This is a genomic window from Sphingomonas sp. T1, from assembly GCF_902506585.1.
Taxonomy (GTDB): Bacteria; Pseudomonadota; Alphaproteobacteria; order Sphingomonadales; family Sphingomonadaceae; genus Sphingomonas; species Sphingomonas aerolata.
On record NZ_LR733912.1, the window covers coordinates 1 to 22,699 of the forward strand.

Consider the following 22,699-nt stretch of genomic DNA (forward strand, 5'->3'; position numbering starts at 1 on the left):
CGGAGCGGCGATCAACACCAAAGTTGGCCTTGCATTGCCTGTCGCGCCGCGACAATCTCGCTCCCGTCACGGCCGCAGAGTCTCATCCTGATCGCCGCTACTGTCTCATCCAGATCGCCGCTCAATAATTCTCGTTCGATGCAGGGGCGATCAAGCCTGAAAGAGCGTTCTACACTGGCCTGAAGGCTCTTTTGGGATGCGACGCCAGTAAACTGCTGATGCTGTTGAATGTGTAGCGCGATGATATCTATGGCGCCGTGGAGGCTGGATCGCGCTGAGCGGGTCGATCGCTGGGGCCGTGCTTCTCATGCCTGCCAATTTATGGCTGTTCGCTAACTCAGTGACGCTTGTCCCTATCGGCAAAGAGCTCCGCAAATGACGGGGCCGGAACTCGCCCGCAACTCTATCGATGGGATTCTCGAATACCTTAAGGCCCAAGGGTGGCGCGCCATGCGACACGATTAGGGTAGACGCTCACGAATGCACCGGATGCAGAAAAGGTGGCTACCAACCTAGGGTAGGACGATCATTATGATAGTTGCGAACAGCCCGAGACCAACCGTGCTGCCCTAATGCGGAACGCGGTTGCGACTATCGCCGCACGATGCATGCGTGACGGCCATAAAGGGCTCACGGGGCGGGTATGTCCTCGCCGGTTGGGCATCACCTGCTGGATCGTGGGTGGCCTTCCATCCGCTAGAAATTGCGTACGCTGCAATCGGACGATTTTTGCTGTCGACCACGAGTTCACACCATTCGCTATCGATCTAGAAGCAGGTCTGAGAGTGACCTACGTCGCATGGTGCATGCGCAGACACAGGCACGACCAAATCCATTTCTCAAAGACATAGAAACTCCTTGGTTAGAGGGTTTATAACTGATGTTAAAGAGTTAGGCGGCTTTCTACCGGGCTTAAACGCTTTGTTCTCCGTGAGTTAGATCGGCACCGGCGTTCCGGATGTGTCGTCGATCCGTTCCTGGAGTGTCGACGACTACGTTCTTGAAGGATCGACCTTGCGTTCCTGAAAGACCGAACGCTGTTCCTGGAGTGTCGAAGCCCCGGCCGATCGGATAGTTTTTTGAGAGCAATTGAATCAGTTCGCCGGGGTTTGTCTGAAGGGACGTTCAATTAGGATAGATACCCGAGCGTTGAGCGAGAAAGACATTTGTGAGCACGACACTTCGGGAACGGTCGCGCCAGTTTAAGCGGTTTCGACGTACGTGTGGATCTCCTGCCCTCCTGAGGCAAAGGCCGTTCGTAAGACGAAAAAGCTCCTAGCGCCCAAGTTCGTGGCGGTGCTTTTCATGATAGCGACGGACAAAGCCGATGAACGCCGCCTGATAACTCACCGGCGTGCGAGCGCTGTCTGCCTCAACCCATGTGCGAAACTCATCGTGCAACGTCTGGTAATCCCAGCCTGGGCACTCTGCGCGCAGCGTTGCCATCGTCGCATCTGTGATCTCGCCGGCGGTCGCGCGTGTCGCCAGACTGGTGCGCGACCGTCGCAGCAATGCTGTCACGTCAATCGTTTCAGTCGCATCGTCAGCCGTGGCAGCGGGATTGGTTGACGCTGGCCTTGGTGCAGGCTTAGCGCCGCGCACCTTGTGCGCCGCCACGGTTTTCACCGGGCGCTCGGCATCACTGCGACGTTGCATCCGCAGCGATGGCTCGCGCTTGCCAGCCGGCGTCTCCAAGGCGAGCGCATAGCCAGGAAGCTCGTTGCGCTCGACGATCTTGGCGATCTCAAATTTGAAACGACGATACTGCCCTTCTGCGCCCGATTTCTCGAACAGTGTCGGCATGGCGATCGCGAAGCCGACCTCCCCTGCCCCGCCAGCGTGCTTGCGCGCTACGCGGTACAGCCAGCGCTCGCGTCCGCCGGTCAGGTCGAAATAGGCGCGGTCGATCGACAGCACCCCGCCCTGCATCATCACGCCTTCCCAGAACCAGTTCGATAACTCGATCGTCATGCCGCGCGATCGCTCGGTCTTTTCGTCGACCAGCTGGGTCCAGCCGTCGAGCCAGCTGAAGGTCGCCTCGCGGCGGTTCTCGGCGCGAATGTTGGTCTTGATCGTGGTCGACACCAACCGGTCGAGCGCCTGCCCGAGTAGCTCATAGGCGCGCCCCGTCGTCGGTCGCCCGATCGCGCGGAGCAGGTCGTAGGGCATCAGATGGAGCTTGCGCGGCACGTCGTTGATGCCGCGCCGGGCCATGTCGGTGAGCACGCTCGCGCAATAGATCAGGATATCGGCATCCCAGATCGTCGCCATACCGTAATCGGGATTGCCCGAGACATGCACCCACAGTTTGCCGTCGGGGCTCTTGTAATCGATCGGCTTGACGCGCTTCGACTTGGCGAGGCTAAAGAACGGGCGTTCCATCATCTCGCGCTGGTCGCGCAGCGGCATGTCGGCGAGATAGGGGAGGAACAGGTCGAACTGCTCAGACACGTTCTGGTGATCGGCACGGGTCACTTGGTCAGACTCCGGGTGTTTCCCCGGGGAAACACCGTCGGGCCGGTGGGGGCAACCGTCGGCACCGGGGTGCGCCGCGGCCTGTTTCCCCGGGGAAACACGTTCACCGTTTTAGCCCGCGGCCTTCGGCCTCCAGATGCGCGAGCGCTTGGCGCAGCGCGTCGACCAGCTCGTCGGTCTCCGCACCCGACCCGGCGTGGAGCCGGATCGTGACGCCTTGGCGGTTGCTCGACTGGACGCTGAGCCCGGGGCGGCCGTGCGGCGTGGTCCAAGTAAACGGGGGAGCGCTGTCGGCGGGATCGTTCGGCGCGTCGAGCAACCGCCGTAATACGTCTGCGGCAGGGTAGGGGGCTGCACCCCGATCGCGCCGCGCGGTCTGCTCGCGCGCGAGCTCGCGCGCCGCGCCCTGGATCGCCTTAGTTGCAGCCTTGTCGTCGAGCGCCTGCGCCAGCGCATAAGCGGGCTTGAGCTGGACATCGGCCGGGGAAGCGAAGGCGGCGATCACCGCATCGGGGATCTGTGCAACCTTGACCATCTTCGACAGCCAGCCCTTCGACACCTTGAGCCGTTCCGCCATCCGCGTCAGATGGTTGCCGTAATGCGTCTTGAGCGCGTCGGCATAATTGCGCGCGCGTTCGAGATCGGACACGTCCTTGCGCGCCCGGTTCTCGAGGTCCGCGAGCCGGAACGCGGCTTCGTCGTCGAGGCTGGCAACTTGCGCCACAAACTGCATTTCGGGATAGGAATGCGCACGCAGCCAGCTGATCGACCAGTGGCGTCGCGTGCCCGCGATCACTTCGAAGTCATGAGCCGGATCGCCGTCAACACGGCGTACCACCGCTGGGACTTTCTGTCCGCCTTCGGCGATGATGGAATCGATCAGCTCGCGGCAGCCATCTTCAGTCAAATGCTTGTAGCTGCGTGCATTGCCGGGCCAGATCCGCACGCGGGTGGGATCCAGCAGCAGCTGCGTCACTTGCCGCACTTCGCCGCTCGTCACGCGCGCGAGCGCGGTCTCTCGGTTGAGCAGCGTGGTGCCGCGCGACCGTTCGGGTATGGGCGGGGCAGGGGGGGCGCCCGCGTCGGTTTCGGCTGGCTCATCCGCTAGCAAGGCCGCGAGATAATCGGATTGCTTACGCGCCATGCGGCACCTCCCGCATTAGACATATTTGGAACGCTGATGTGTCGGACAGCGACAATTCTGGTTCACGCGACATGGAGTAGATCTTCCTCACGTGCGGGCTCCACTCGGCCCCAGCCTTGGCGGACGAGCTGCTCAATCTGTCCCATCGCCTCATCGAGGTTGGCGCGGCAACGCTTGTGCGTCTTGGGCGTGCCGATCGGGCGTTCGAGTTCATAGATCGTCATCATACGCATTGCGGCGTGGCTGATCTCGGCGGATTCTAGGATGGGTACCGGAAGCAGGGCAGGGCCGAAGCTCTGTTCCATGATCGTGCGGACCATTGCGTGGCTTGGGTCGTTGGAGTCGAACTTTGAACATATCAACCGTAGGAAGCCGTATTCCACCTCGATACCGGCATGCGCGAGCTGCTGCAGCACCTGGTCCATCATCGACAGGAACTGCACTGTCGAACAGAAATCCGGCGTTGTTGCGGCCAGCGGGACGAGCAGCGCATTCGCCGCCTGCATCACCGCAAGGCTGATCGTCCCGAGCGCGGGGGGAGGATCCAGCAGTACCACATCATAATTGCGCGCGAGGTCGGCCAGCCCCTGCTTAAGTTTGCGGAAGCGTGCGGCGAGTACCGACTGCCCATCCGATCCCGCCGCGGCGAGCTCATACTCAACGTCGAATAACTCGAGGTTCGACGGGATCAGGTCAACGTTGGGCCACGGCGTTGATTTGACTGCATAAAGCAGATCGGCCTGGGTCGGATCGATCGACAGATACGGGTATAGCGTCTCTTCTCGTGTAATATTGAAATGGGGATTGAACCCGAACAGCGTCGTCGTTGTCGCTTGGCTGTCGCAATCGACCACCAGCACACGATAGCCCTGCACCGCAAAATAATGTGCGAGGTGGCAGGTGACGGTCGACTTTCCGACCCCGCCCTTAAAATTCTGCACCGCGATGATTGCGGGAATATCAAGCGGCGCGCGGGCAGGAGAGGCGCCAAGTACCTCGCGCATTTGCAGCAAGTTCTCCACCGAATAGCCGAGTCTGCGCCCGTTTTCGCCCGCCGGGGCGGGGGGGAGGCGACCGTCGTCCTCTGCCATGCGGATCCGGTTGGTCGAACAGCGTAGCAATTGCGCCGCCTCTGCGATCCCGAAGCGGACGTTGAGTCCCTTGCGGCTTTCGGGCAGGAATGCCTTACGCCGTAAGCGTTCGATCATTCGTTCACCTGCGTCTGCAAGTTCCCCGATATGATTGACGATGGCATTCATTAACCGGTCCAATCGCTCATTTGAAGCTTTTGATAAGACCTTTATAGGTAAAAAGCTTCAAATGAAAGAGCGCGTTCACTAAAAGACTTATTTCGACTTTGCCCCCCGTAACCAGCGTGCGTTACGGAGCAGCATGTGTTGCGATCAGATTTCTTGGCATCACGTTCATCACAAAACGATTTCAAATGGCATCGTCAAAGAGGCAGAAGATGCCAGCTTAGTAGGACGCGGATTTCGGGAAGGCAGTTACTCGCCTCGACTGCAAGCGTTTCAGGGGAAGCCGCCTGCGCCTCCAGCCTTGGTCCGCGAACCCAAATCAGGCTGTGGATCGGTTGCTCGCCAAAGACGCAACAGATGATCAGCAGGCACATGGTCGTCGAGCCGAAACCCATAAACAACGTCCCCTGCGCCGCCTGTCGACCCCTCATGCTCATGACTGCGTAAGCGTTCGAACCGTCGCGATCGGCAGGAAGAGTCGTAAGCCATTGGACGCCAGTGGCTCAAAACCATAGCCGGTATAGAGCGCCACGCGCTTCGCCACCGTGTCGGGGTCGCCACAGTCCAGCACGTCGAGCATGACGACAGCGATCCCCAGCGCATCGGCCGCCACGACCAGCCGCTTGAGGCAATCGACCAACAGATCGCCGCCATAGCCCTGTCCCTGGAACCGGCTGTCGACGCCGATCATCGAGATATAGGCTGCCGGAATGCTCCCATGGGCAGGGCGGGTGCGGGCGAACCGCTCAGGCAATTTGGTATAGTCGATGGCGTGGGCATTGGTGGCGTAGAAGCCAATCAGCTCGTTCTTGGGCCCCGTCATAACAAAGGTGCGGATGTTGCCCGCCTTGGTAAGTTTGTTGGCGGTACGACGGAAGAAGTTGTTGACCTGGTCGATACCACACGAGAAAGCCGCTCGATCATGCCTGGCAGGATCGAGCGGCTCGATAACGATGCGTTTTGCAGTCTCGGCTGCGGTCACCGACTGATGATCATCTCGCGATGGCGCGCAAAGGCGGTTCGCAGTCGCTCGGTGGGGGCCGGCGGTATGTCGAGCGCGGCGAAGAAGCCGGCATGGTCGATCGGCCGCAAGCTCGTGCGCTCATGCGCCGCGATCGTCTCCATTGCCGAACGATAGGCCGCGTTCATGGTGAAGACGGAGTCGTCCACGCCCGAGAGCGCGGCAGCCTGCTGGATGGCCTGCTTGATGCGCGGCTTGGTGCGGAAGTTCATCCGTTCGCTGCTGCGCTCGTCAACGGCGCCGACCTGATCCTGGAAGCCAAGCATGGCACACCTCCTCTAGCTCTTGGTCCTATGTACGCCTTAGTGGCGTACATTTCAATAATTCGCTGCTGCTTTGAGGTGGCCGTGTCCGGCAGTTGCGATCGCCGCTTTCTATCGCCGCCACGAATGAGGAGGGGGATTACCATCGAGCATGCTTATCGGCATGGGCACGATCGAGTCAGCGCCTAAGGAACGACCAGGACCGCCGTCGAAAGGAACTCGCTCTGCCAGTTCTGGAAAGACTCGAATCAGAGCTGCGGATCACCGAGATACCCCCAAACGGTAGGTGCGACTTCGCCATACTCACGCGCTTCCTGCGCGGCGACAGCGGCGCTCTGGGTCCACTGCATAACGAACGACAGCAGAAACAGGACGATAAGCACGGTGCCTAGCGAGCGTGCGTAGATCGCTCGCCAGACAGGCCCCCAGCGCAGGATTGCCGGTGCGCCGGGTTTCATCGCCTGCTGTTCGAGATGCTGATCGCGAGGCTCGCCATCTTAAACCGGCCATTGGTTCGCAGATCATCGATTTAGCGGCGATCGATTACGCCGGATCAAACCGGCCGGCGAACTCGCGATCAGCATAGTAGCGCAGCTTGGCGGCGATGATCGGCCGCTGCCCGGCGAGGAACAGGAGTTGGCGATCGGGGCGGAGTGTGCGGACTTCATCGGGGGTGAGCAGGGCGCGGCCGACATGCTGCTGCCCGAACGAGAGGCCGCTTTCCTCCGTGTCGATCGCGCGACTCATCGTCTCGAACACGACGGTTTCCTGCCCGGCCAGATCGGAGATGAGCTTGGCGCTGTCCTGATCATTGACCCCGAACACCTGGAGGACGCCGGCGTTCGATAGAAAAGTGCCGGCGCGCTGCCCGTAGAGCGCGCGGAGCTGGTGGACGTCTTGGAGGATCGGCCAGAGCTGGACGCCATAGCCCGCCATAAGCCCCATCGCGCGTTCGACCGGTTCAAGCCGGCCGAGCGCCGCGAACTCGTCAAGCAGGAACAGCACTGGCCAAGGCGGGCGACCCGGTGCGCGCGCCAGCTCGGTCAGGGCTTGCGCGACCATCAAGCGTAGCCAGCGAGCATAGCTGGCGAGCCGATCGGGCGGCAGCACGAGGAACACCGTCGCTGGCGCATCCTTCAACCCGGCGAACGTGAAATCCGAGCTGCCCAGCACCGTCCCCATGCGCGGGGAGTCGAGAAAGTGGGTATGGCGCTGCGCGGCCGACAGCACGCCGGCCGCTTCGCGGTCGGATTTGCCAAGCTGGCGGTTGGCGGCTCGCCCGACCAGCCCCCCCTTGCGCCTGCATAGCGGCGAGCTGCGCCGCCAATGTAGCCGGGGCGAGCGTCAGCCGGTCACGTAGTGTGTCCAGGGTGCGAATGGCGGGAGGTTCGGTGGTGACGATGTGGAGCAGGATGCCGGCGATCAGCGCCTTGGCTTCCTCGTTCCAATGCGCGTCGCCGGCCTCGCCGGGTGCGTCGTGGACCAGCGCATCGGCTAGGGTCATGCAATCGTCGGCGAGATCGAGGCCGTGCGGGTCGATGCGATCGAGCGGATTGAACGCCGCCGAGGCCAAGCCGGTGACGCCGAACGGATCAAGGACATGGACGGCGCCGAACTTGCCGCGCTGGCGCGCGGCGATGCGGGCGTTCTCGCCTTTAGGGTCGATGCAGACGACCGCGAACGGATATTCGAGCAGGTTGGGGATGATCGTGCCGACACCCTTGCCGGTGCGGGTAGGGGCGATCGTCAGCAGATGGGCGGGACCGGCATAGCGCATCTGCTTGCCGGTCTTCACGTCGCGGCCGATCAGCAGGCCGTGATCGTCGTTGAGCGCCTGGGCTTCCCCGGCTGTGGCAAAGCGGGCCGAACCATGCGTGTCGGCGCTGTCACTATAGTCGAACCGACGAAGCAGGGGCAGGACAAACATCCAGACCATGATCAGCACTACGGCACCGCTGATCCCGAACACGCCAAACTGAGCGACAGCGCCGTTCTTATCGAGGCCGAAGTACCAGATCGCCAGCATCAGCAGGAGGAATAGCGCCACGAACAGCACCATCGTGAACAGGACCACGCCGATAATGTGCCGGGCGAACCGGAAAGGGGCGAGCAGGATGCCGAGTAAGGCCCACATCGGATTGGCACGGGCGGTGCGGGCGAGATTACGGGTGGCGCGCGCAAGGCCCATGCTACTTCCCCAGCGGGAGCGTAATGACCGTGGCGTCGTTACGCTCGAAATATCTCAGATCAGAATATGATAGCGTTCTGCAAAGGCGAGCACATCAAAAACCCGGTCTCTCCTGATCGCTCGGCTCCAATGCTTGCAGCGTGCGGATCGGAACAAGCATCCTCGCCAGCGCGTCAGACATGTCTTGGATGCGACATTCAAGGTCCGCCGCTAGGTCGAACATTTCCTCGGCCATGACCGGATCGGTGTGCCCCTCATTGACGAAGCGCATGGCTAATCCGTGCAGGCGCAGCAGGTCGTGCTGCATCTCCGGTGCATTGAAATTATCGCCTTTGAGGTGATCGCGCATCACGTCCAGATCATCCACCGTCCGCAGCAAGGGGCCGGTGTCGAAGGCCGCGATTTGTTCGGTCCTATTGCCGGTTTTGGGCATTACGTCGTCCGCTTCACAATGTCTGATCCCTGCCGCATCCGATCGATATAATTGTAGAGCGTCGATCGGCTGACCTTGTACCGTTTCGCCACGGCGGTCGCGCTCATGGCCTCGCAATCTCTCTGTACTTGTGGCCAGTCGGCGGGACCGAGGATGGCGGATCGACCGGCCGGGCGAGGGGGGCGATCGTCGCTTGGCATGGCGTTCGCCAAAGCATCGAAGGCCGATGTGATCGCGTCGATCGTATCATCGCAGAAGCTGTTCGGGCCGTTCGAGGCAGTTGTCAGCAGCACCGCGTTTCGAGACCGGATGCGGGCCATTGTCGTGATGAGATCGACGCCCGAAACGGCGAGGCAGTCGAGGCGGTAGACCATAACCGTGTCGCCGGGGCCCAATGTTTCGAGAAGCGCCGCACGTCGTCGGAGATCGCGCGGGTGACGACCATGCGTCCGGTCGATCTCAATATCAGAACAGCCTGCGTCGATCAGGCTGGCGAGTTGCACCGCCAGTTCCACATCGGCGTTGCCAGATCGGGCATAGGCGAACGCCGGCATCTCAAACCGCTTCCGAACCCATCCCCGCGACGGCAGGGGCGGAGATGGGCGTGATCGGCAACGAGCGATCGGCGTCGGGATGATCGAGCAGCCGGAGCAGGATTTGCGAGACGAGGGGAGGGGGCACGCCCTCGTCCAGCATCATTGCGAAGAACGCATCGTCGTTGGGCGTCGGGATCATGTCCTCGATGACCAGGTTAGCGCGCGAGTCCGCCATGTCCTCGTGCCACATGGCGATTTCCGCCGGCGTGCCGCGTACGAAATCCATCGCGCGGACTTGCCTACGGATTGCCTCCATATCGAAATCGCTCATTGCGCTTCGCTCCCTTCAGCTTCCGCATCGAACGCGCGTTTTCCGCGTCTTTTCCACAGCGCCAGCATGTTGCCGGCTTCGTCGCCGCGACCACGCCCGGCAAGATCGAGCAGCGCGCCGTAAAGGGTGGCGCGATCGTCGTCCGTCAGCTCAACCAAGCCGGCTTTCTGGACCAGTCCGCCCAGTTCAATCAGATGGCGTGTGCGTTCGCGGCGTTGCACGACCCAGCCCCTGCTATCTGTTCGCCGTTCCGCTGCTTCCGCCCGTAGCGTCGCCGCCCGGTTCAGTCGTAGCGCCCGATCCGTCGATTGCAGCAGCACCGCCACCTTTGCGCCCGCGCCGTTGAAAGAAGGCTGCGCCCTTCGCGCGCCATACCTCCTTCGCGCCCGCATCATTCGATCCGATCGCATCGAGCAGCACGCCGGCGAGTGTTTCCGCATCGAGTGCATCAGCACCCGTGGCGGCGACGAGCTGGCCGAGCTGTTCGACCCGTTTAGCCTTGAGCGCGCGGGCCTTGTCACCCAGCGCTTTCAGTTCGGCATCGTAATCGCGAACCTTCCGCATTGCCTTTACCCTTCCGCGTATCGACCAGCAGCATCTTAGCGTGACCGATCTATGGGTAAAGCCAGAACGAGCAAAAAGCGGCACCAAGTCAACCACAGGGAGCGAAGCGGATTGTGAGTGCGCGCTTATACGTCGTTGCCGACACGCGCTAAGTAGGGCAGTGTGCGGAGTGTCATGGCGATCTACCATTTCTCCGCCAAGGTTGTGAGCCGTGCAAACGGATCGAGCGCCATCGCGAGCGCCGCCTATCGCTCCGCATCCGAGCTGCACGACGACCGGCTTAACCGTGATCACAATTTTAGTAACAAGGCCGGCGTCATCCACTCCGAAGTGATGTTGCCGCAGGGTGCGCCGGAGCGTTTAAACGACCGCGCAACCTTGTGGAACGAGGTAGAGGCAGGCGAGAAGCGTAAGGACGCGCAGCTTGCTCGTGAGGTAGAGTTCTCGATTCCGCGCGAGATGGATGAGAAGCAGGGCATCGCGCTCGCTCGTGATTTCGTCAAAGAGCAGTTTGTTAAACGCGGCATGGTCGCGGACCTGAACGTGCATTGGGACAAGGCGAAGGACGGCACGCCCAAGCCGCACGCGCATGTCATGCTTGCGATGCGCGACGTGGGGCCGGAGGGGTTCGGGAAGAAGAACCGCGACTGGAACTCGACCGAGCTTTTGAAGGACTGGCGCGAGGCGTGGAGCGCGCACGTCAACGAGCGCATGGCCGAGCTTGGGCTTGAGGGCCGCATCGACCATCGCAGTTACGAGACGCAGGGGATCGGGCTGGAGCCGCAGCACAAGATCGGACCCGCAGCATCGCGCAGGCCGGAGCAGGGACTTGAGGCGGAGCGGATCGAGGATCACACGCGCATCGCCCGCGAGAACGGCGCGAAGATCATCGCCGATCCCAATGTCGCGCTGGACGCGATCACGCGGCAGCAGGCTACGTTCACCGTCCGGGACCTTGCGACGTTCGCGTTCCGGCACAGCGACGGCAAGGAGCAGTTCGACCAGGTGATGGGGGCGGTGCGTGCCAGCCCCGAGCTGGTCGCATTAGGGAAGGACGGACGCGACCAAGAGCGGTTCACGTCCCGCGACATGATCGCGGTGGAGAACCGGCTTGAGCGCGCCGGCGACGAGCTGGCGGGCCGGGGCGAGCACGGCGTCGCCGATCGGCATCGTAACGCGGCGACCGGCGCGGCCGAGGGCCGTGGCCTTGTCCTGTCCGGCGAGCAGCGCGACGCGTTCGATCACGTCACCGGCGACGCAGGGCTGGCGTCCGTCGTTGGCTATGCCGGTTCGGGTAAATCGGCGATGCTTGGCGTCGCTCGCGAGGCGTGGGAGCGGGAGGGCTACACGGTGCGCGGCGCGGCGCTATCGGGCATCGCGGCCGAGAACCTTGAGGGCGGGTCCGGCATCCAGTCCCGTACCATTGCGAGCCTTGAACACGCATGGGGGCAGGGACGTGAGCAGTTAGGTCCCAAGGACGTGCTGGTGGTGGACGAGGCCGGCATGATTGGCTCGCGCCAGATGGAGCGCGTGTTGAGCCAGGCGCGTGACGCCGGGGCCAAGGTCGTGATGGTCGGCGATCCCGAGCAGTTGCAGGCGATCGAGGCGGGTGCGGCGTTCCGCAGCATCACCGAACGCCACGGCGCGGCCGAGATCACCGAGATACGCCGGCAGCGCGAAGACTGGCAGCGCGACGCCACGCGTGCGCTGGCGACCGGGCGTACCGGCGAGGCGATCCATGCCTATGAGGGCAAGGGCATGGTCCACGCGGCCGACACGCGCGAGCAGGCGCGGCGCGAGCTGGTGGACGGTTGGGATCGCGCCCGCCAAGCCGAGCTGGGCAAGAGCCGGATCATCCTCACCCACACCAACGCCGAGGTGCAGAGCCTCAATGGCGAGGCGCGCGACCGGTTGCGCGCATCCGGCGACCTTGGCGAAGACGTGACGGTGAAGGCCGAGCGCGGCGAGCGGCAGTTCGCGACCGGCGATCGCATCATGTTCCTTCGCAACGAGCGCAGCATGGGGGTGAAGAACGGCACGTTGGCGACGATCGAGCGGGTATCGCCCGAAGGCATGGCAGTGCGGCTCGATGACGGGCGCGGCGTCGCGTTCGACACCAAGGACTATGCCCATGTCGATCACGGCTACGCGGCGACGTTCCACAAATCACAGGGCGTGACGGTTGATCGCGCACACATCCTCGCTACCCCCGGCATGGACCGCCACAGCGCCTATGTCGGCATGTCGCGGCATCGTGACGACGTGCAGCTCCACTATGGCCGCGACGACTTCGGCGACCAGCGCCAGCTCGTCCGCGCCCTGTCGCGCGAGCGCGGTAAAGACATGGCCGGCGACTATGCGGTCCCCGAGCAGGATCAGGCGCGCGCATTCGCCGATCGGCGCGAGATCCGGTTCCCGGAACTCGTGCGTCAAATGGCGGAGAAGGTTCGCGACAAGGCGCGTGGCATGTTCGACGGCTTCCGGCCGAAACCGGCAGCGGAGCGGCCGATGTCGCCGGAGCGCAGCGCGGCCGACCGCCCACTTCCACCCTCACAGGCAAAGGCGATCGAGCGTTATGCGCGTGCCGGTGCCGACATAGGCCGGATGCTGGAGAAGGGATTGCCGGTGCTGGCGCACCAGGAACAGGCGTTGGCGAAGGCCGGCGACGCGCTCGACCAGGTCCGGGCCCATGCCGCACGCGACCTTGCATCGGCGCTGGCGCGCGATCCGAAGCTGATTGAGCAGGTCGCAGGGGGCAACACCAGCGGCGCGGCGAAGGCGATGGAAACCGAGCGCCAGGTCCGCATTGATCCGGAGAAGCGCGCGGGCCGGTTCGTGGAGCAGTGGCAGAGTATGAAGGAAGCGCGGGCCAGCATGGAGCGTGCCGGCGACCATGCGGGCGCGGAGAAGATCGGCAAGCGCATGGAGAGCATCGCGGGCGGACTGCATCGCGATCCACAACTCGAATCCGTGTTGCAGCGACGTGCTTCCGAACTGGCGTTGAGTATGGAACGTGGCCGGTCGATCGGGCAGGAACTGGCACAGTCGGTCCAGCCTAGCCGCGACCGCGATTATGGCATGAGCCGGTAGGGTGAACATGGACGACGATATTCAGGAAGGCGGCGATCCAGCGGAAGCGTTCGACCGGTTGCGTGCGGTGATAGAGGGCCAGGACCGCGAGCTGGCGTTGCTGCGCCGTGCCGTGGAGGGCTTGGCGGCCGAGCGGGCGCATATCGACGTTCCCGACTATTCCGAGACGTTGGGGCGGATGCAGCAAGGCGTGGACGCCACGGCCGACCGGATCGCGGCCATCAACGATGTGATCGCCCGCAGTCCGGCACTGGCGATGACGCCCGAGCAGATGGCGCAGCGGATTGCCGCAGCGGGCAACGCTGCCCGGCGTGAGGATCAGGCAACGCTCGCCAAGGCGGGCGAGGACAAGGCCCGCGTCATGGCCGAGCTTCGCAGCCTCGCCGGGTCCGCATGGACGCGGGCCGACCAGAAGAACCGGCAGCTATGGTTCGGGCTGGGCGGGGCGGCGATCGGCATCCTCGCATGGGCGATACTGCCCGGCCTCGCCGCGCGCGAGGTCGCACCGGCAAGTTGGCAATGGCCCGAGCGTATGGCGGCACGGGCATTGCATTTGCCCATGTGGGATGCGGGGCGGCGTCTGCTGATCGCGGATTCACCGAAAAACTGGAACGTGATGGTCGATGGGTGGAACATCATTCAGAAGAACAGTGGGGAAATCAAAAAATGCCGGAAAGCCGCCATCAAGAGCCGCGACACGGTACGTTGTACTATCAAGATCGGGGCTGAGGAGGGTGCGTAGCCGTCGACAGTACGCGTCAGAGACAGGAGTCAGGTTATGATTGGCTGGTCGATTACGGTCACCCGAATGACGCCCGAAGAGTACCTGCTGAAGCACGACCGCGATGCAGTGCTGGCTAACTGGAAGGTCGGCGCGATGGGAACATGGTGGCTGGATAAGTTGGTGGCGGCGGGCGCGGCGCGTCGGGTCAAGTCGGGTGGCTATCCCGACATCTATACGGCACCGGCGGGATCGATCGTGCCGCTGCTGTTTGGTCATGAGCTGCCGTCAGATGAGGACGTGCCAATGCGCAAACCGCACGAAATCACGATCGAGCGGGATGAGCTTGCGAGGTGTTCGGCCGACGAGACGCTGACGATCGTGGTGTGGGATCAGAGCTAATGAATGACGCACCATTGCATAATCAGCCGATTGATAGGCGTACGGTAGTGCGGGGTAAGACCGTATCCACCAATTTTACACCTATGCTCATGTCATGCTCGTCTGCGGGTTACCGGGTGTCTAAACCCTGCGTCAGGCCTGTGCCTCAGACACATAGCGGCGTAGCACGCGGTTGATGTCTGTCTGATATCCACGACCCTGTGCGTGTTCTTTGAACCAGGCCACCACATCGGCATCAAGGCGAAGTGTAACTGGCTTTTTGATCGGCCGGTACAGACCGGGCTGGCGAGCGTGCAGCCAAGCTTCGGGTAAAGCTTCCGGGATGTCGTTGGTATCGATCTGATCGTCTGGCATCGCTGCCAGATTGTTGAGCTGATCTTGTAATTCGGGGCTAAGCGCCTTCTTGCTCATAGCGGTACCTTTCCTGCTTTGTCGCCTTGCGGGCGCTGATGATGCGTATGCGATCCTCGTCACCGGCGTCGGGATAGCTATGGACGACGACCAGCACGACAATCGGTCCCACCAAGCCCAGTGCATGCCATCGTTGTTCGGCGCCCTCGACGCGGTCAGGGATAATGACATGAAGAGGGTCGTTCCAAACCTCCTTGGCCAGCTCGAATGACACACCGTGCTTGGCCAGGTTGAATACAGCTTTTCGGTCATCCCATTCGAACGACACACCAACTCCTGCGTTTACAATATTGTATGTACAGCCCATCTGCAGCAATCGCAAGCCGGAGCAGGCTTTCGGTGTTGCCTTGCGGCTCAGCAACGCCAGTGGTCAAAAGTTTGCATATAGCGACCGGCTGTCATCGAGCATGCTGATGGGGGTAGGTCCGATCCAGTCGGCACCCAGCAGCGGGTAGGGTCCGTGGAAAAGGTCGCCCAGCGCGCGTCGGTAGTGCGCGTTCATCCAGCGCCGGCGACGGTGCTCGGGACCGTCATGGATCATGTGGCAGCGCTGACATAACGCCGCGAGCTGATCGAGCGCGCTGTCGCTGGGATCATGGTTCAGGTGCGCGCAGGCGAGTACCACCGGGGTCCAGCGTCCTTCTAGCAGGATGTTCTCGTTCGGACGTCGTGTGCGCCGCCCCTTGCCGTTGCGCCAGCATCTCCGGCTGCGATCCCACCAACGGCCGTCACCGAGGTGGAACACCTTCTGCCCATGCGGCCGTCCACAATGCTCGCAGCATCCCCCTGCGCGCACGAAGCGGACGTGGTGTGAGATCTGTGGCCAGTCGATCGGATAGAGGAACACGTGCTCGAGGCGGATCGGCATCAGGCTTCCGATCGCAGTGCGTTAGGACGCGGCATGCACGGCATCATCCGGTCTGCGCCGCGGCAGTCAGCGCGCGGTAGAGCGTGGCATGATGACATTTGAGCAGCTTGGCGGCTTCACGCACCGATGTGCCTTCACTCACCAGCCGCTTGCCTAGTGCAATCTGCTCGGCAGTTAACTTGGGCGGGCGCCCGAAGCGCACCCCTCTCGCCTTCGCTGCCATCCGACCGCTACTGGTGCGCTGGTGGATCAGCTCGCGCTCAAACTCGGCGATGCCAGCGAACACAGTCAGCACCATGCGACCCGCAGGCGAGGTCGTATCTGCCCAGGGCTCGGCCAGCGAGCGCAAGCCGGAGCCTACCTCCTTCAGTTTCTCGGCAATATCGAGCAGGTCGCGGGTCGAGCGTGCCAGCCGGTCCAGCCTGGTCACCACCACCGTGTCTTCATGGCGTCACCTCAAGCTTTGTACGCTGAACAACGATTTTCCGGACATAATGTGAACATTGGTGTCAGGCAGCGGCGCGAAGGTACTGGTAGAGGGTTTCGCGGCTGATGCCCATGTCGCGCGCTATGGTCGCCTTGCGTTCACCGGCGGCAACGCGGCGGTGCAGATCGGCAATCATCTCATCCGAGAGCGACCGTTTCCGCCCCCGATAGGCGCCGCGCTGCCGAGCGATCGCAATGCCTTCGCGTTGCCGTTCGCGGATCAGAGCGCGCTCGAACTCAGCAAACGCACCCATGACCGAGAGCATCAGATTGGCCATCGGGGAGTCCTCCCCCGAGAAGGACAGGCTTTCCTTCTCAAACTCGATCCGGATACCTCGCTTGGTGAGGCCCTGGACCAACTTGCGCAGGTCATCCAGATTGCGGGCCAACCGATCCATGCTGTGGACGACGACGGTATCGCCTTCGCGGGCGAAAGTGAGCAGAGCCTCAAGCTGGGGGCGGTTGACGTCCTTGCCCGATGCCTTGTCGGTGAAGGTCCGATCGAGCGACTGACCTTCCAATTGGCGATCCACATTCTGATCGAACGTGCTGACCCGGACATAGCCGATCCGTTGCCCCTTCACTGCGCACTCTCTCCATCAAAATGTCAGGTTGAAATCTATGATACGTAACGAAATTCGTCAACAAATTCCGTTTATCACCCTAATCTGACAGAAACCGCAGTACCGCCCTGACGTCCAGTTAGGCTATACTCCAAGCTGACATCACGAAATCAAATCCCTCAAAGATGGCGTCAATTGCCTTGATGGGGTAAAAACTGGAGTGCTTCCAGGATGGGACATTCGGCAACGTCATCTCCAGTGCATCTGGCTAACGTGGTCGCCAGCGTCACCTCTATCTTCTGCAAATCTGCAATGCGGCGGCGGACATCTTCAAGGTGGAGTTCGGTTCTCGCCATAACCTCCGCGCAGGTTTGTGCACCGGTATCGGTGAGCGACAACAATGACCGTATCTCATCCATTGCATAGCCAAGGTCGCGCGCGCGCAGGATGAACTGCAACCTTTGCACCAGTTCCGGCGAATAGACGCGGTAGCCGTTGGAACTGCGAGGCGGCCCCGGCAGCAATCCCACCTTCTCGTAATAGCGGATGGTTTCGAGATTGCAGCCTGTTTTCCGGGCAAGCTGGGCACGCAAGATGCCGACCTGTTGCTCCATGAAAATACCTCTTGAGTCTGTAGTGGCTACAGAGCCTACACTGCGAATCACTCAGTTGGAACAAGGGATTCAAGCCATGGTCTCAACGCCGGAAGCGGGACAGCCAGCCCTCACCGAAAACCACGAGCCGAAGCAGGCAAACTGGGTTGCGGCGGGCGCATTGATCGGCGCGGGGCTCGCCTCGGCTTGCTGCGTCGTCCCGCTACTGTTGGTTATGCTCGGAATTTCCGGCGCGTGGATCGCCAACCTGACGGCGCTCGAACCTTACAAGCCCTATGTCGCAGGCGTAACGCTCGCGCTGCTCGGCTACGGCTTCTGGCATGTCTATTTCAAGCCGAAACCGCCCTGTGAAGACGGTTCCTACTGCGCTCGTCCACAATCGGCTTGGACCACCAAGGCGGTGCTGTGGCTGGGCCTTGCCGTCGCCATCCTGGCGCTCACCATCGACTGGTGGGCACCCTGGTTCTATTGAAAGGAAATACCCATGAAAAAGACAGTATGTATCGCTATGGCCGTGCTGGCTATGGCTGGCGGCGGGGTCGCCTATGCAGTTAGTGGCACGGCGCAAGATCGCCCCGCGGCTACCGCAACCGCTCAGAAGCAAACCACCTTTGCCATAGAGAACATGACCTGCGCCACCTGCCCGATCACCGTGAAGAAGGCGATGGAAGGCGTCGCCGGGGTAACGGCGGTCACGGTCGATTTCGCAGCCAAGACCGCGCGCGCAACCTATAACCCGCGCCGCACCAATGCTGCTGCGATTGCCGCTGCATCAACCAACGCGGGTTATCCGGCGCGCGCTATTCAAAACTGAGCGGGGCGCCGCCAGCGCCTCAAGAAAGCGATAAGCAATGAACGACTGTTGCAACCGCCCCGGGCAGGAAGGATTTGACGTGGCCGTCATCGGCGCGGGTTCTGCCGGGTTCTCCGCCGCGATCGCCGCTGCCGATCTGGGCGCGAAAGTGGCGCTCGTCGGTCACGGCACGATTGGCGGCACCTGTGTCAATGTTGGCTGCGTTCCTTCCAAGACGCTGATCCGCGCCGCCGAAGCGGTGCATGGTGGGCTTGCCGCCGCGCGCTTTCCCGGCCTTGGGGGCGCTGTCCAGATGGATGACTGGTCCGTATTGGCGGCGTCGAAGGACGATCTTGTCACGACGCTGCGCCAAAAAAAATATGTCGATCTGCTGCCCGCCTATGACGGTGTGAGCTATATCGAGGGCAAGGCACGCTTTGCCGATGGTGCGCTGATTGTCGGCGATGCGCCCATGAAGGTCGGCAAGGTCATATTGGCGATGGGTGCGCACGCCGCCGTGCCGCCGATTCCGGGGATGGACAGCGTGCCCTACCTAACCAGCACATCGGCGCTGGCGCTGGATCGCTTGCCCAAATCGCTGCTGGTGATCGGTGGCGGGGTGATCGGGGTAGAACTGGGACAGATGTTTTCGCGTCTGGGCGTTGATGTCACCATCTGCTGCCGAAGCCGCCTGCTCCCCGAAATGGACCCGGAAGTGAGTGCCGCGCTGAAAAACTATTTGGAAGCCGAGGGCGTGCGGGTTTGCGCAGGTGTCGGCTATCAGCGTATCGCCCAAACACAGAGCGGGGTCGAATTGACCTGCGAGGGGCATTGTGACACCGTCGCGGCGGAACAGGTGCTCATCGCCACCGGACGCCGACCCAATAGCGACGGGCTTGGGCTGGAGGAGCGCGGCATAGTGCTTGCCCGTAATGGTGGAATCGTCGTCGATGACCACCTCGAAACGTCGGTTCCAGGCATTTACGCGGCGGGCGATGTAACGGGACGGGACCAGTTCGTCTACATGGCCGCCTATGGCGCAAAACTGGCCGCGCGCAACGCGGTGACGGGCAACCAATACCGCTACGACAATTCCTCCATGCCATCCGTCGTCTTCACCGACCCGCAAGTCGCCAGCGCCGGCCTCACTGAAACGACAGCACGGGCGCAAGGCCTGGACATCAAGGTTTCGCTGCTCCCGCTCGATGCTGTGCCAAGGGCACTGGCAGCACGCGATACGCGGGGTCTCATCAAACTGATTGCCGACAAGGCGAACGACCGTTTGCTGGGCGGCCAGATCATGGCACCCGAAGGCGCGGATTCGATCCAGACACTGGTGCTGGCGATCAAACACGGCATGACCACCCTGGAATTGGGTGCAACGATATTTCCTTACCTGACCACTGTGGAAGGCCTCAAACTGGCGGCCCAAACGTTTGATAAGGATGTCGCCAAACTGTCTTGCTGCGCCGGGTGATTGCTCGGGGATCAACCGGCAACGAATGGCCTCCCTCCAGTGCAAGCCGCTTTGGTGTCAATTTTGTTATTCGCCTCAGCGGGAGAGCAAAATGGCACGACGCCGACTTCTGACCGGAGACGAGCGCCGGCGCCTGTTCGATCCTCCTGTCCAAGAAACCGCGATCATTGGGCATTATACCCTTTCTGCGGAAGATGTTGAATTGGTTGGGCGCCGCTATGGTCCAGCAAATCGCCTCGGTCTGGCTGCACAAATCGCTTTGATGCGACATCCCGGCTTTGGTCTGCAACCCGAGATCGGGCTTCCCGACGTCATTCTTCAGTACCTCGCGGCACAGTTATTCGTCGATCCTTCCTCCTTCTCTGCATATGGTCAGCGCGCGCAAACCCGTACCGATCATGCCGATCTCGTGGCGCGTTATCTTGGCATACGCCCGTTTCGACGCGGCGACCTGGCACTTGCCCTGAATCTTGCCGCGCAAGCCGCCGAGTATACAGACAGAGGTGAACCGATTGTTCGCGCCCTCATGGTTGGCCTGAAGGGTGAGCGGTTCATTCTTCCGTCAGGCGACACACTGGAACGCGCCGGTCTTGCTGGCCGGGCACGCGCACGCAAAGCTGCCGCAGCCGCAATCGTCGAAGGCCTCAGCTCTGCTGAACTGACACGGCTAGACGAACTCGTAATCAACAACCCGGATTTCGGCATGACACCGCTGGCGTGGTTGCGTAATTTCGAAGAAGCCCCGACTGCGGCCAATATCAATGGCTTGCTTGAGCGCCTGCGCTATGTTCGCGGCATAGGTATCCACCCGGTAGTTGGGGGCGCCATTCCGGAATTCCGCTTTGCCCAATTTGTCCGCGAGGGCGGCGTGGCACCGGCATTCCTGCTTTCGGATTACAGCGTCAATCGCAGGCGGGCGACGTTGACGGCCGCAGTGATCGACCTTGAGGCCAGACTTGCCGATGCCGCGATCCAAATGTTTGACCGACTTATCGGCGGCATGTTCACGCGCGCGCGGCGTGGGCGCGAGCGTCGCTACCAAGATAGTATTCAGTCGGTGGGGCAACTCATGCGGCTGTTTGGCGCCACGATTACAGCACTTGATGAGGCTGTCCAGAATGGCGGCGATCCGCTCGAATTGATTGACGAAGCGGTGGGCTGGCACCGGCTTGTTGCGGCAAAGGCCCAAGTAGATGCCCTTGCTGATCTTGCCGGCGAGGACGCACTGGTAACGGCAACCGAGCGTTACGCCACGCTACGGCGTTTCAGCCCGGCATTTCTGGACGCCTTCACCTTCAAGGCGTCTGGAACAGGGACGGCACTGATCAAAGCCATCGATGTCATTCGCGATGCGAACACACGAAAGTCGCGCGACCTTCCCGATGGCGTTCCACTGCCATTCCCCAATCGGCAGTGGAAGCGTCTCATCACCGAAAGCGGCCGTATCGACCGCCGACGTTATGAAATTGCGATCATGGCAACCTTGCGTGATCGTTTGCGCGCCGGTGATGTATGGATCGAGGGAACCCGCAACTATCAGCGCTTCGATGCCTATTTGCTGGGTCGGCGCGACGCCGCCAAAGTGGCGGATGTGCTTCCGTTCGATTCAAATGCTGCATCCTACCTCGCTGACCGGGCACGAAATCTTGACTGGCGGCTGCGCCGATTTGCCAAGCAGTTGAAAACAAACAAGCTTGAGGGAGTGTCGCTCGAACGAGACCGGCTCAAGCTTCAGCAAATGCCGCCTGTCACCCCACCGGAAGCTGAAGCCCTCGATCGCAAGCTCGATACCCTGCTTCCCCGCGTGCGCATCACCGAGCTGCTGCTTGAAGTCGCCGAACGCACTGGTTTTTTGAACGCATTCCGTGACCTGCGCTCAGGCAAGGAGCACGACAACCCCAGCACGGTACTCGCCGCAATTCTGGCTGATGGCACCAACCTCGGGCTGGAGCGGATGGCCAATGCCAGCGAAGGCGTCAGCTATGCCCAACTCGCATGGACCCACAACTGGTATCTTTCACCCGAGAACTATCAGGCCGCGCTGGCCATGATCATCTCAGCCCATCACGAATTACCCTTCGCGCGGCATTGGGGCGCTGGCACCAGTTCGTCGTCCGATGGCCAGTTCTTCCGGTCGGGGCGGAGCCGTTCAGGGGCGGCGGACGTCAATGCCAAATATGGCGCCGAACCTGGCGTGAAAATCTATTCTCACCTTTCCGATCACTTCGCATCATTCGGATCACGGATCATGTCCGCGACGGCAGGTGAAGCGCCTTACGTGCTCGACGGGCTTGTCCTGGGCGCCGGCAACCTTCCGTTGCATGAGCACTATACCGATACCGGCGGCGCCACCGATCATGTTTTCGCACTCTGCCACCTACTCGGGTTCCGCTTCGCGCCCCGGCTGCGCGATATTGGCGACCGCAAGCTGGGTTCGATCGCTGCGCCATCGACATACAAGGGCATCGAAAATCTGATGGGCCGCACCATCAAAACGGCAGCGATCGAGGCCGATTGGGATGACATCGTCAGGATTGTCGCCTCAATCAAGGATGGCACGGTGGCGCCGTCAGTAATCTTGCGAAAACTTGCCGCCTACAAACGCCAGAACAGGCTGGATTTTGCATTGGCTGAACTGGGCCGTATCGAGCGCACTTTGTTCACGCTCGATTGGCTTGAACAACCGGAACTGCGACGTGCCTGTCAGGCCGGTCTCAACAAAGGCGAGGCGAGGCACACGCTTGCCGCCGCCATCTATACCAACCGGCAGGGTCGGTTCACCGATCGCTCGCTGGAAAATCAGGAATTTCGCGCATCTGGGCTGAACCTGCTGATTGCGGCGATTTCCTACTGGAACACGGTCTATCTCGACCGGGCCGCCCAGCACCTCAACGCTGTCGGCACGACGTTCGATGCGGCACTGCTTGCGCACCTTTCTCCGATGGGCTGGGCGCACATCAGTCTGACCGGCGATTACCTCTGGGAGCAGGCCAGGCGACTTCCAGCAGGTGAATTCCACCCACTCAACGAGCCAATGGCGCGGTTGAAGCGTGTAGCGTAGCC

Annotated in this window: 23 protein-coding genes and 2 pseudogenes; 7 read left to right on the plus strand and 18 right to left on the minus strand. The window is 61.8% G+C overall.

Translation table 11 applies throughout. The features are described 5' to 3' along the window. Positions 1-1,275: 1,275 nt before the first annotated feature. From GV027_RS20625 to GV027_RS20680, 12 genes and pseudogenes are all read right to left on the minus strand, one after another. On the minus strand, positions 1,276-2,475 hold the full coding sequence (locus GV027_RS20625; protein WP_159513467.1) for a replication initiator protein A: 1,200 nt from the start codon (positions 2,473-2,475) through the stop codon (positions 1,276-1,278). A 103-nt stretch (positions 2,476-2,578) separates the two neighbouring features. Further along, on the minus strand, positions 2,579-3,619 hold the full coding sequence (locus GV027_RS20630) for a ParB/RepB/Spo0J family partition protein (protein WP_056405706.1): 1,041 nt from the start codon (positions 3,617-3,619) through the stop codon (positions 2,579-2,581). A 62-nt stretch (positions 3,620-3,681) separates the two neighbouring features. Continuing rightward, the gene (locus tag GV027_RS20635) at positions 3,682-4,878 is read right to left on the minus strand and encodes an AAA family ATPase (RefSeq protein WP_056405705.1); all 1,197 of its coding nucleotides are present in this window, start codon (positions 4,876-4,878) and stop codon (positions 3,682-3,684) included. Positions 4,879-5,308: 430 nt separating this feature from the next. After that, positions 5,309-5,857 carry a GNAT family N-acetyltransferase gene (locus GV027_RS20640; RefSeq protein WP_159513468.1) on the minus strand — a complete coding sequence of 183 codons (549 nt, stop codon included), beginning with the start codon at positions 5,855-5,857 and terminating at the stop codon, positions 5,309-5,311. Then, the gene (locus tag GV027_RS20645; protein ID WP_159513469.1) at positions 5,854-6,162 is read right to left on the minus strand and encodes a type II toxin-antitoxin system TacA family antitoxin; all 309 of its coding nucleotides are present in this window, start codon (positions 6,160-6,162) and stop codon (positions 5,854-5,856) included. The genes GV027_RS20640 and GV027_RS20645 overlap by 4 nt, the downstream gene beginning before the upstream one ends. A gap of 245 nt (positions 6,163-6,407) precedes the next feature. Continuing rightward, positions 6,408-6,638: pseudogene (locus tag GV027_RS21850) on the minus strand (DUF6766 family protein); the annotation flags it as partial. A gap of 64 nt (positions 6,639-6,702) precedes the next feature. Beyond that, positions 6,703-8,041, minus strand: a pseudogene (locus tag GV027_RS20655) (type IV secretory system conjugative DNA transfer family protein); the annotation flags it as partial. Between the two features lie 400 nt (positions 8,042-8,441). Next, entirely contained in the window at positions 8,442-8,780 is a 339-nt protein-coding gene (locus tag GV027_RS20660; protein WP_056405699.1) for a hypothetical protein, read from the minus strand. Beyond that, on the minus strand, positions 8,780-9,334 hold the full coding sequence (locus GV027_RS20665; protein WP_056405698.1) for a recombinase family protein: 555 nt from the start codon (positions 9,332-9,334) through the stop codon (positions 8,780-8,782). The genes GV027_RS20660 and GV027_RS20665 overlap by 1 nt, the downstream gene beginning before the upstream one ends. A gap of 1 nt (position 9,335) precedes the next feature. Beyond that, complete coding sequence (locus GV027_RS20670; protein WP_159513470.1) at positions 9,336-9,647, minus strand: hypothetical protein; 312 nt, start codon at positions 9,645-9,647, stop codon at positions 9,336-9,338. Continuing rightward, a complete protein-coding gene (locus GV027_RS20675) occupies positions 9,644-9,868 on the minus strand; it encodes a conjugal transfer protein TraD (protein WP_133192513.1) in 225 nt (74 codons plus the stop codon). The genes GV027_RS20670 and GV027_RS20675 overlap by 4 nt, the downstream gene beginning before the upstream one ends. Before the next feature lie 13 nt (positions 9,869-9,881). Beyond that, positions 9,882-10,211 (minus strand): conjugal transfer protein TraD, encoded by a 330-nt coding sequence (locus GV027_RS20680; RefSeq protein ID WP_159513471.1) that lies wholly within the window; start codon positions 10,209-10,211, stop codon positions 9,882-9,884. A 174-nt stretch (positions 10,212-10,385) separates the two neighbouring features. On the opposite strand from GV027_RS20680, the gene traA reads away from it, so the two are divergent. From traA to GV027_RS20695, 3 genes are read left to right on the plus strand one after another with little or no spacing between them, the layout of a single operon-like run. Continuing rightward, positions 10,386-13,301: a Ti-type conjugative transfer relaxase TraA gene (traA, locus tag GV027_RS20685; protein WP_159513472.1), complete on the plus strand. Its 2,916-nt coding sequence runs from the start codon at positions 10,386-10,388 to the stop codon at positions 13,299-13,301. A 7-nt stretch (positions 13,302-13,308) separates the two neighbouring features. Beyond that, positions 13,309-14,043, plus strand: coding sequence for a DUF6118 family protein (locus tag GV027_RS20690; RefSeq protein ID WP_159513480.1), 735 nt, complete (start codon positions 13,309-13,311; stop codon positions 14,041-14,043). A gap of 36 nt (positions 14,044-14,079) precedes the next feature. Further along, positions 14,080-14,424 (plus strand): hypothetical protein, encoded by a 345-nt coding sequence (locus tag GV027_RS20695; RefSeq protein WP_156360266.1) that lies wholly within the window; start codon positions 14,080-14,082, stop codon positions 14,422-14,424. 132 nt (positions 14,425-14,556) lie between these two features. Here the strand turns inward: GV027_RS20695 and GV027_RS20700 are convergent, their stop codons facing one another. The 6 genes from GV027_RS20700 to GV027_RS20725 form a co-directional block, all read right to left on the minus strand. Next, complete coding sequence (locus GV027_RS20700; RefSeq protein WP_082446612.1) at positions 14,557-14,835, minus strand: BrnA antitoxin family protein; 279 nt, start codon at positions 14,833-14,835, stop codon at positions 14,557-14,559. Further along, positions 14,816-15,103, minus strand: coding sequence for a BrnT family toxin (locus tag GV027_RS20705; RefSeq protein ID WP_236559438.1), 288 nt, complete (start codon positions 15,101-15,103; stop codon positions 14,816-14,818). Before GV027_RS20705 ends, GV027_RS20700 begins: the two co-directional genes overlap by 20 nt. A 102-nt stretch (positions 15,104-15,205) precedes the next feature. After that, positions 15,206-15,703 carry a hypothetical protein gene (locus GV027_RS20710; protein WP_236559439.1) on the minus strand — a complete coding sequence of 166 codons (498 nt, stop codon included), beginning with the start codon at positions 15,701-15,703 and terminating at the stop codon, positions 15,206-15,208. Positions 15,704-15,746: 43 nt separating this feature from the next. Beyond that, entirely contained in the window at positions 15,747-16,136 is a 390-nt protein-coding gene (locus GV027_RS20715) for a recombinase family protein (protein ID WP_443029574.1), read from the minus strand. Between the two features lie 76 nt (positions 16,137-16,212). After that, entirely contained in the window at positions 16,213-16,773 is a 561-nt protein-coding gene (locus GV027_RS20720; protein WP_004213255.1) for a recombinase family protein, read from the minus strand. 170 nt (positions 16,774-16,943) lie between these two features. Continuing rightward, positions 16,944-17,366 carry a MerR family transcriptional regulator gene (locus GV027_RS20725; RefSeq protein WP_014072603.1) on the minus strand — a complete coding sequence of 141 codons (423 nt, stop codon included), beginning with the start codon at positions 17,364-17,366 and terminating at the stop codon, positions 16,944-16,946. Between the two features lie 76 nt (positions 17,367-17,442). Between GV027_RS20725 and GV027_RS20730 the strand changes: the two genes are divergently transcribed. The 4 genes from GV027_RS20730 (at position 17,443) to GV027_RS20745 (ending at position 22,697) form a co-directional block, all read left to right on the plus strand. Then, positions 17,443-17,838 (plus strand): mercuric transporter MerT family protein, encoded by a 396-nt coding sequence (locus GV027_RS20730; protein WP_014072602.1) that lies wholly within the window; start codon positions 17,443-17,445, stop codon positions 17,836-17,838. Positions 17,839-17,850: 12 nt separating this feature from the next. After that, on the plus strand, positions 17,851-18,180 hold the full coding sequence (locus GV027_RS20735) for a heavy-metal-associated domain-containing protein (RefSeq protein WP_004213249.1): 330 nt from the start codon (positions 17,851-17,853) through the stop codon (positions 18,178-18,180). A gap of 79 nt (positions 18,181-18,259) precedes the next feature. Further along, a complete protein-coding gene (gene merA, locus GV027_RS20740; RefSeq protein ID WP_021222959.1) occupies positions 18,260-19,636 on the plus strand; it encodes a mercury(II) reductase in 1,377 nt (458 codons plus the stop codon). Between the two features lie 91 nt (positions 19,637-19,727). Further along, a complete protein-coding gene (locus GV027_RS20745; RefSeq protein ID WP_014072601.1) occupies positions 19,728-22,697 on the plus strand; it encodes a Tn3 family transposase in 2,970 nt (989 codons plus the stop codon). Positions 22,698-22,699 lie beyond the last annotated feature (2 nt).

Coding starts and splice junctions, on each gene's coding strand:
- GV027_RS20645 (WP_159513469.1), bottom strand. CDS start 6,162: ATGCTTGGCTTCCAGGATCAGGTCGGCGCCGTTGACGAGCGCAGCAGC.
- GV027_RS20670 (WP_159513470.1), bottom strand. CDS start 9,647: ATGAGCGATTTCGATATGGAGGCAATCCGTAGGCAAGTCCGCGCGATG.
- GV027_RS20725 (WP_014072603.1), bottom strand. CDS start 17,366: ATGGAGCAACAGGTCGGCATCTTGCGTGCCCAGCTTGCCCGGAAAACA.
- GV027_RS20735 (WP_004213249.1), top strand. CDS start 17,851: ATGAAAAAGACAGTATGTATCGCTATGGCCGTGCTGGCTATGGCTGGC.
- GV027_RS20730 (WP_014072602.1), top strand. CDS start 17,443: ATGGTCTCAACGCCGGAAGCGGGACAGCCAGCCCTCACCGAAAACCAC.
- GV027_RS20660 (WP_056405699.1), bottom strand. CDS start 8,780: ATGCCCAAAACCGGCAATAGGACCGAACAAATCGCGGCCTTCGACACC.
- GV027_RS20630 (WP_056405706.1), bottom strand. CDS start 3,619: ATGGCGCGTAAGCAATCCGATTATCTCGCGGCCTTGCTAGCGGATGAG.
- GV027_RS20690 (WP_159513480.1), top strand. CDS start 13,309: ATGGACGACGATATTCAGGAAGGCGGCGATCCAGCGGAAGCGTTCGAC.
- GV027_RS20710 (WP_236559439.1), bottom strand. CDS start 15,703: ATGCCGATCCGCCTCGAGCACGTGTTCCTCTATCCGATCGACTGGCCA.
- GV027_RS20665 (WP_056405698.1), bottom strand. CDS start 9,334: ATGCCGGCGTTCGCCTATGCCCGATCTGGCAACGCCGATGTGGAACTG.
- GV027_RS20680 (WP_159513471.1), bottom strand. CDS start 10,211: ATGCGGAAGGTTCGCGATTACGATGCCGAACTGAAAGCGCTGGGTGAC.
- GV027_RS20695 (WP_156360266.1), top strand. CDS start 14,080: ATGATTGGCTGGTCGATTACGGTCACCCGAATGACGCCCGAAGAGTAC.
- GV027_RS20700 (WP_082446612.1), bottom strand. CDS start 14,835: ATGAGCAAGAAGGCGCTTAGCCCCGAATTACAAGATCAGCTCAACAAT.
- traA (WP_159513472.1), top strand. CDS start 10,386: ATGGCGATCTACCATTTCTCCGCCAAGGTTGTGAGCCGTGCAAACGGA.
- GV027_RS20745 (WP_014072601.1), top strand. CDS start 19,728: ATGGCACGACGCCGACTTCTGACCGGAGACGAGCGCCGGCGCCTGTTC.
- GV027_RS20635 (WP_056405705.1), bottom strand. CDS start 4,878: ATGAATGCCATCGTCAATCATATCGGGGAACTTGCAGACGCAGGTGAA.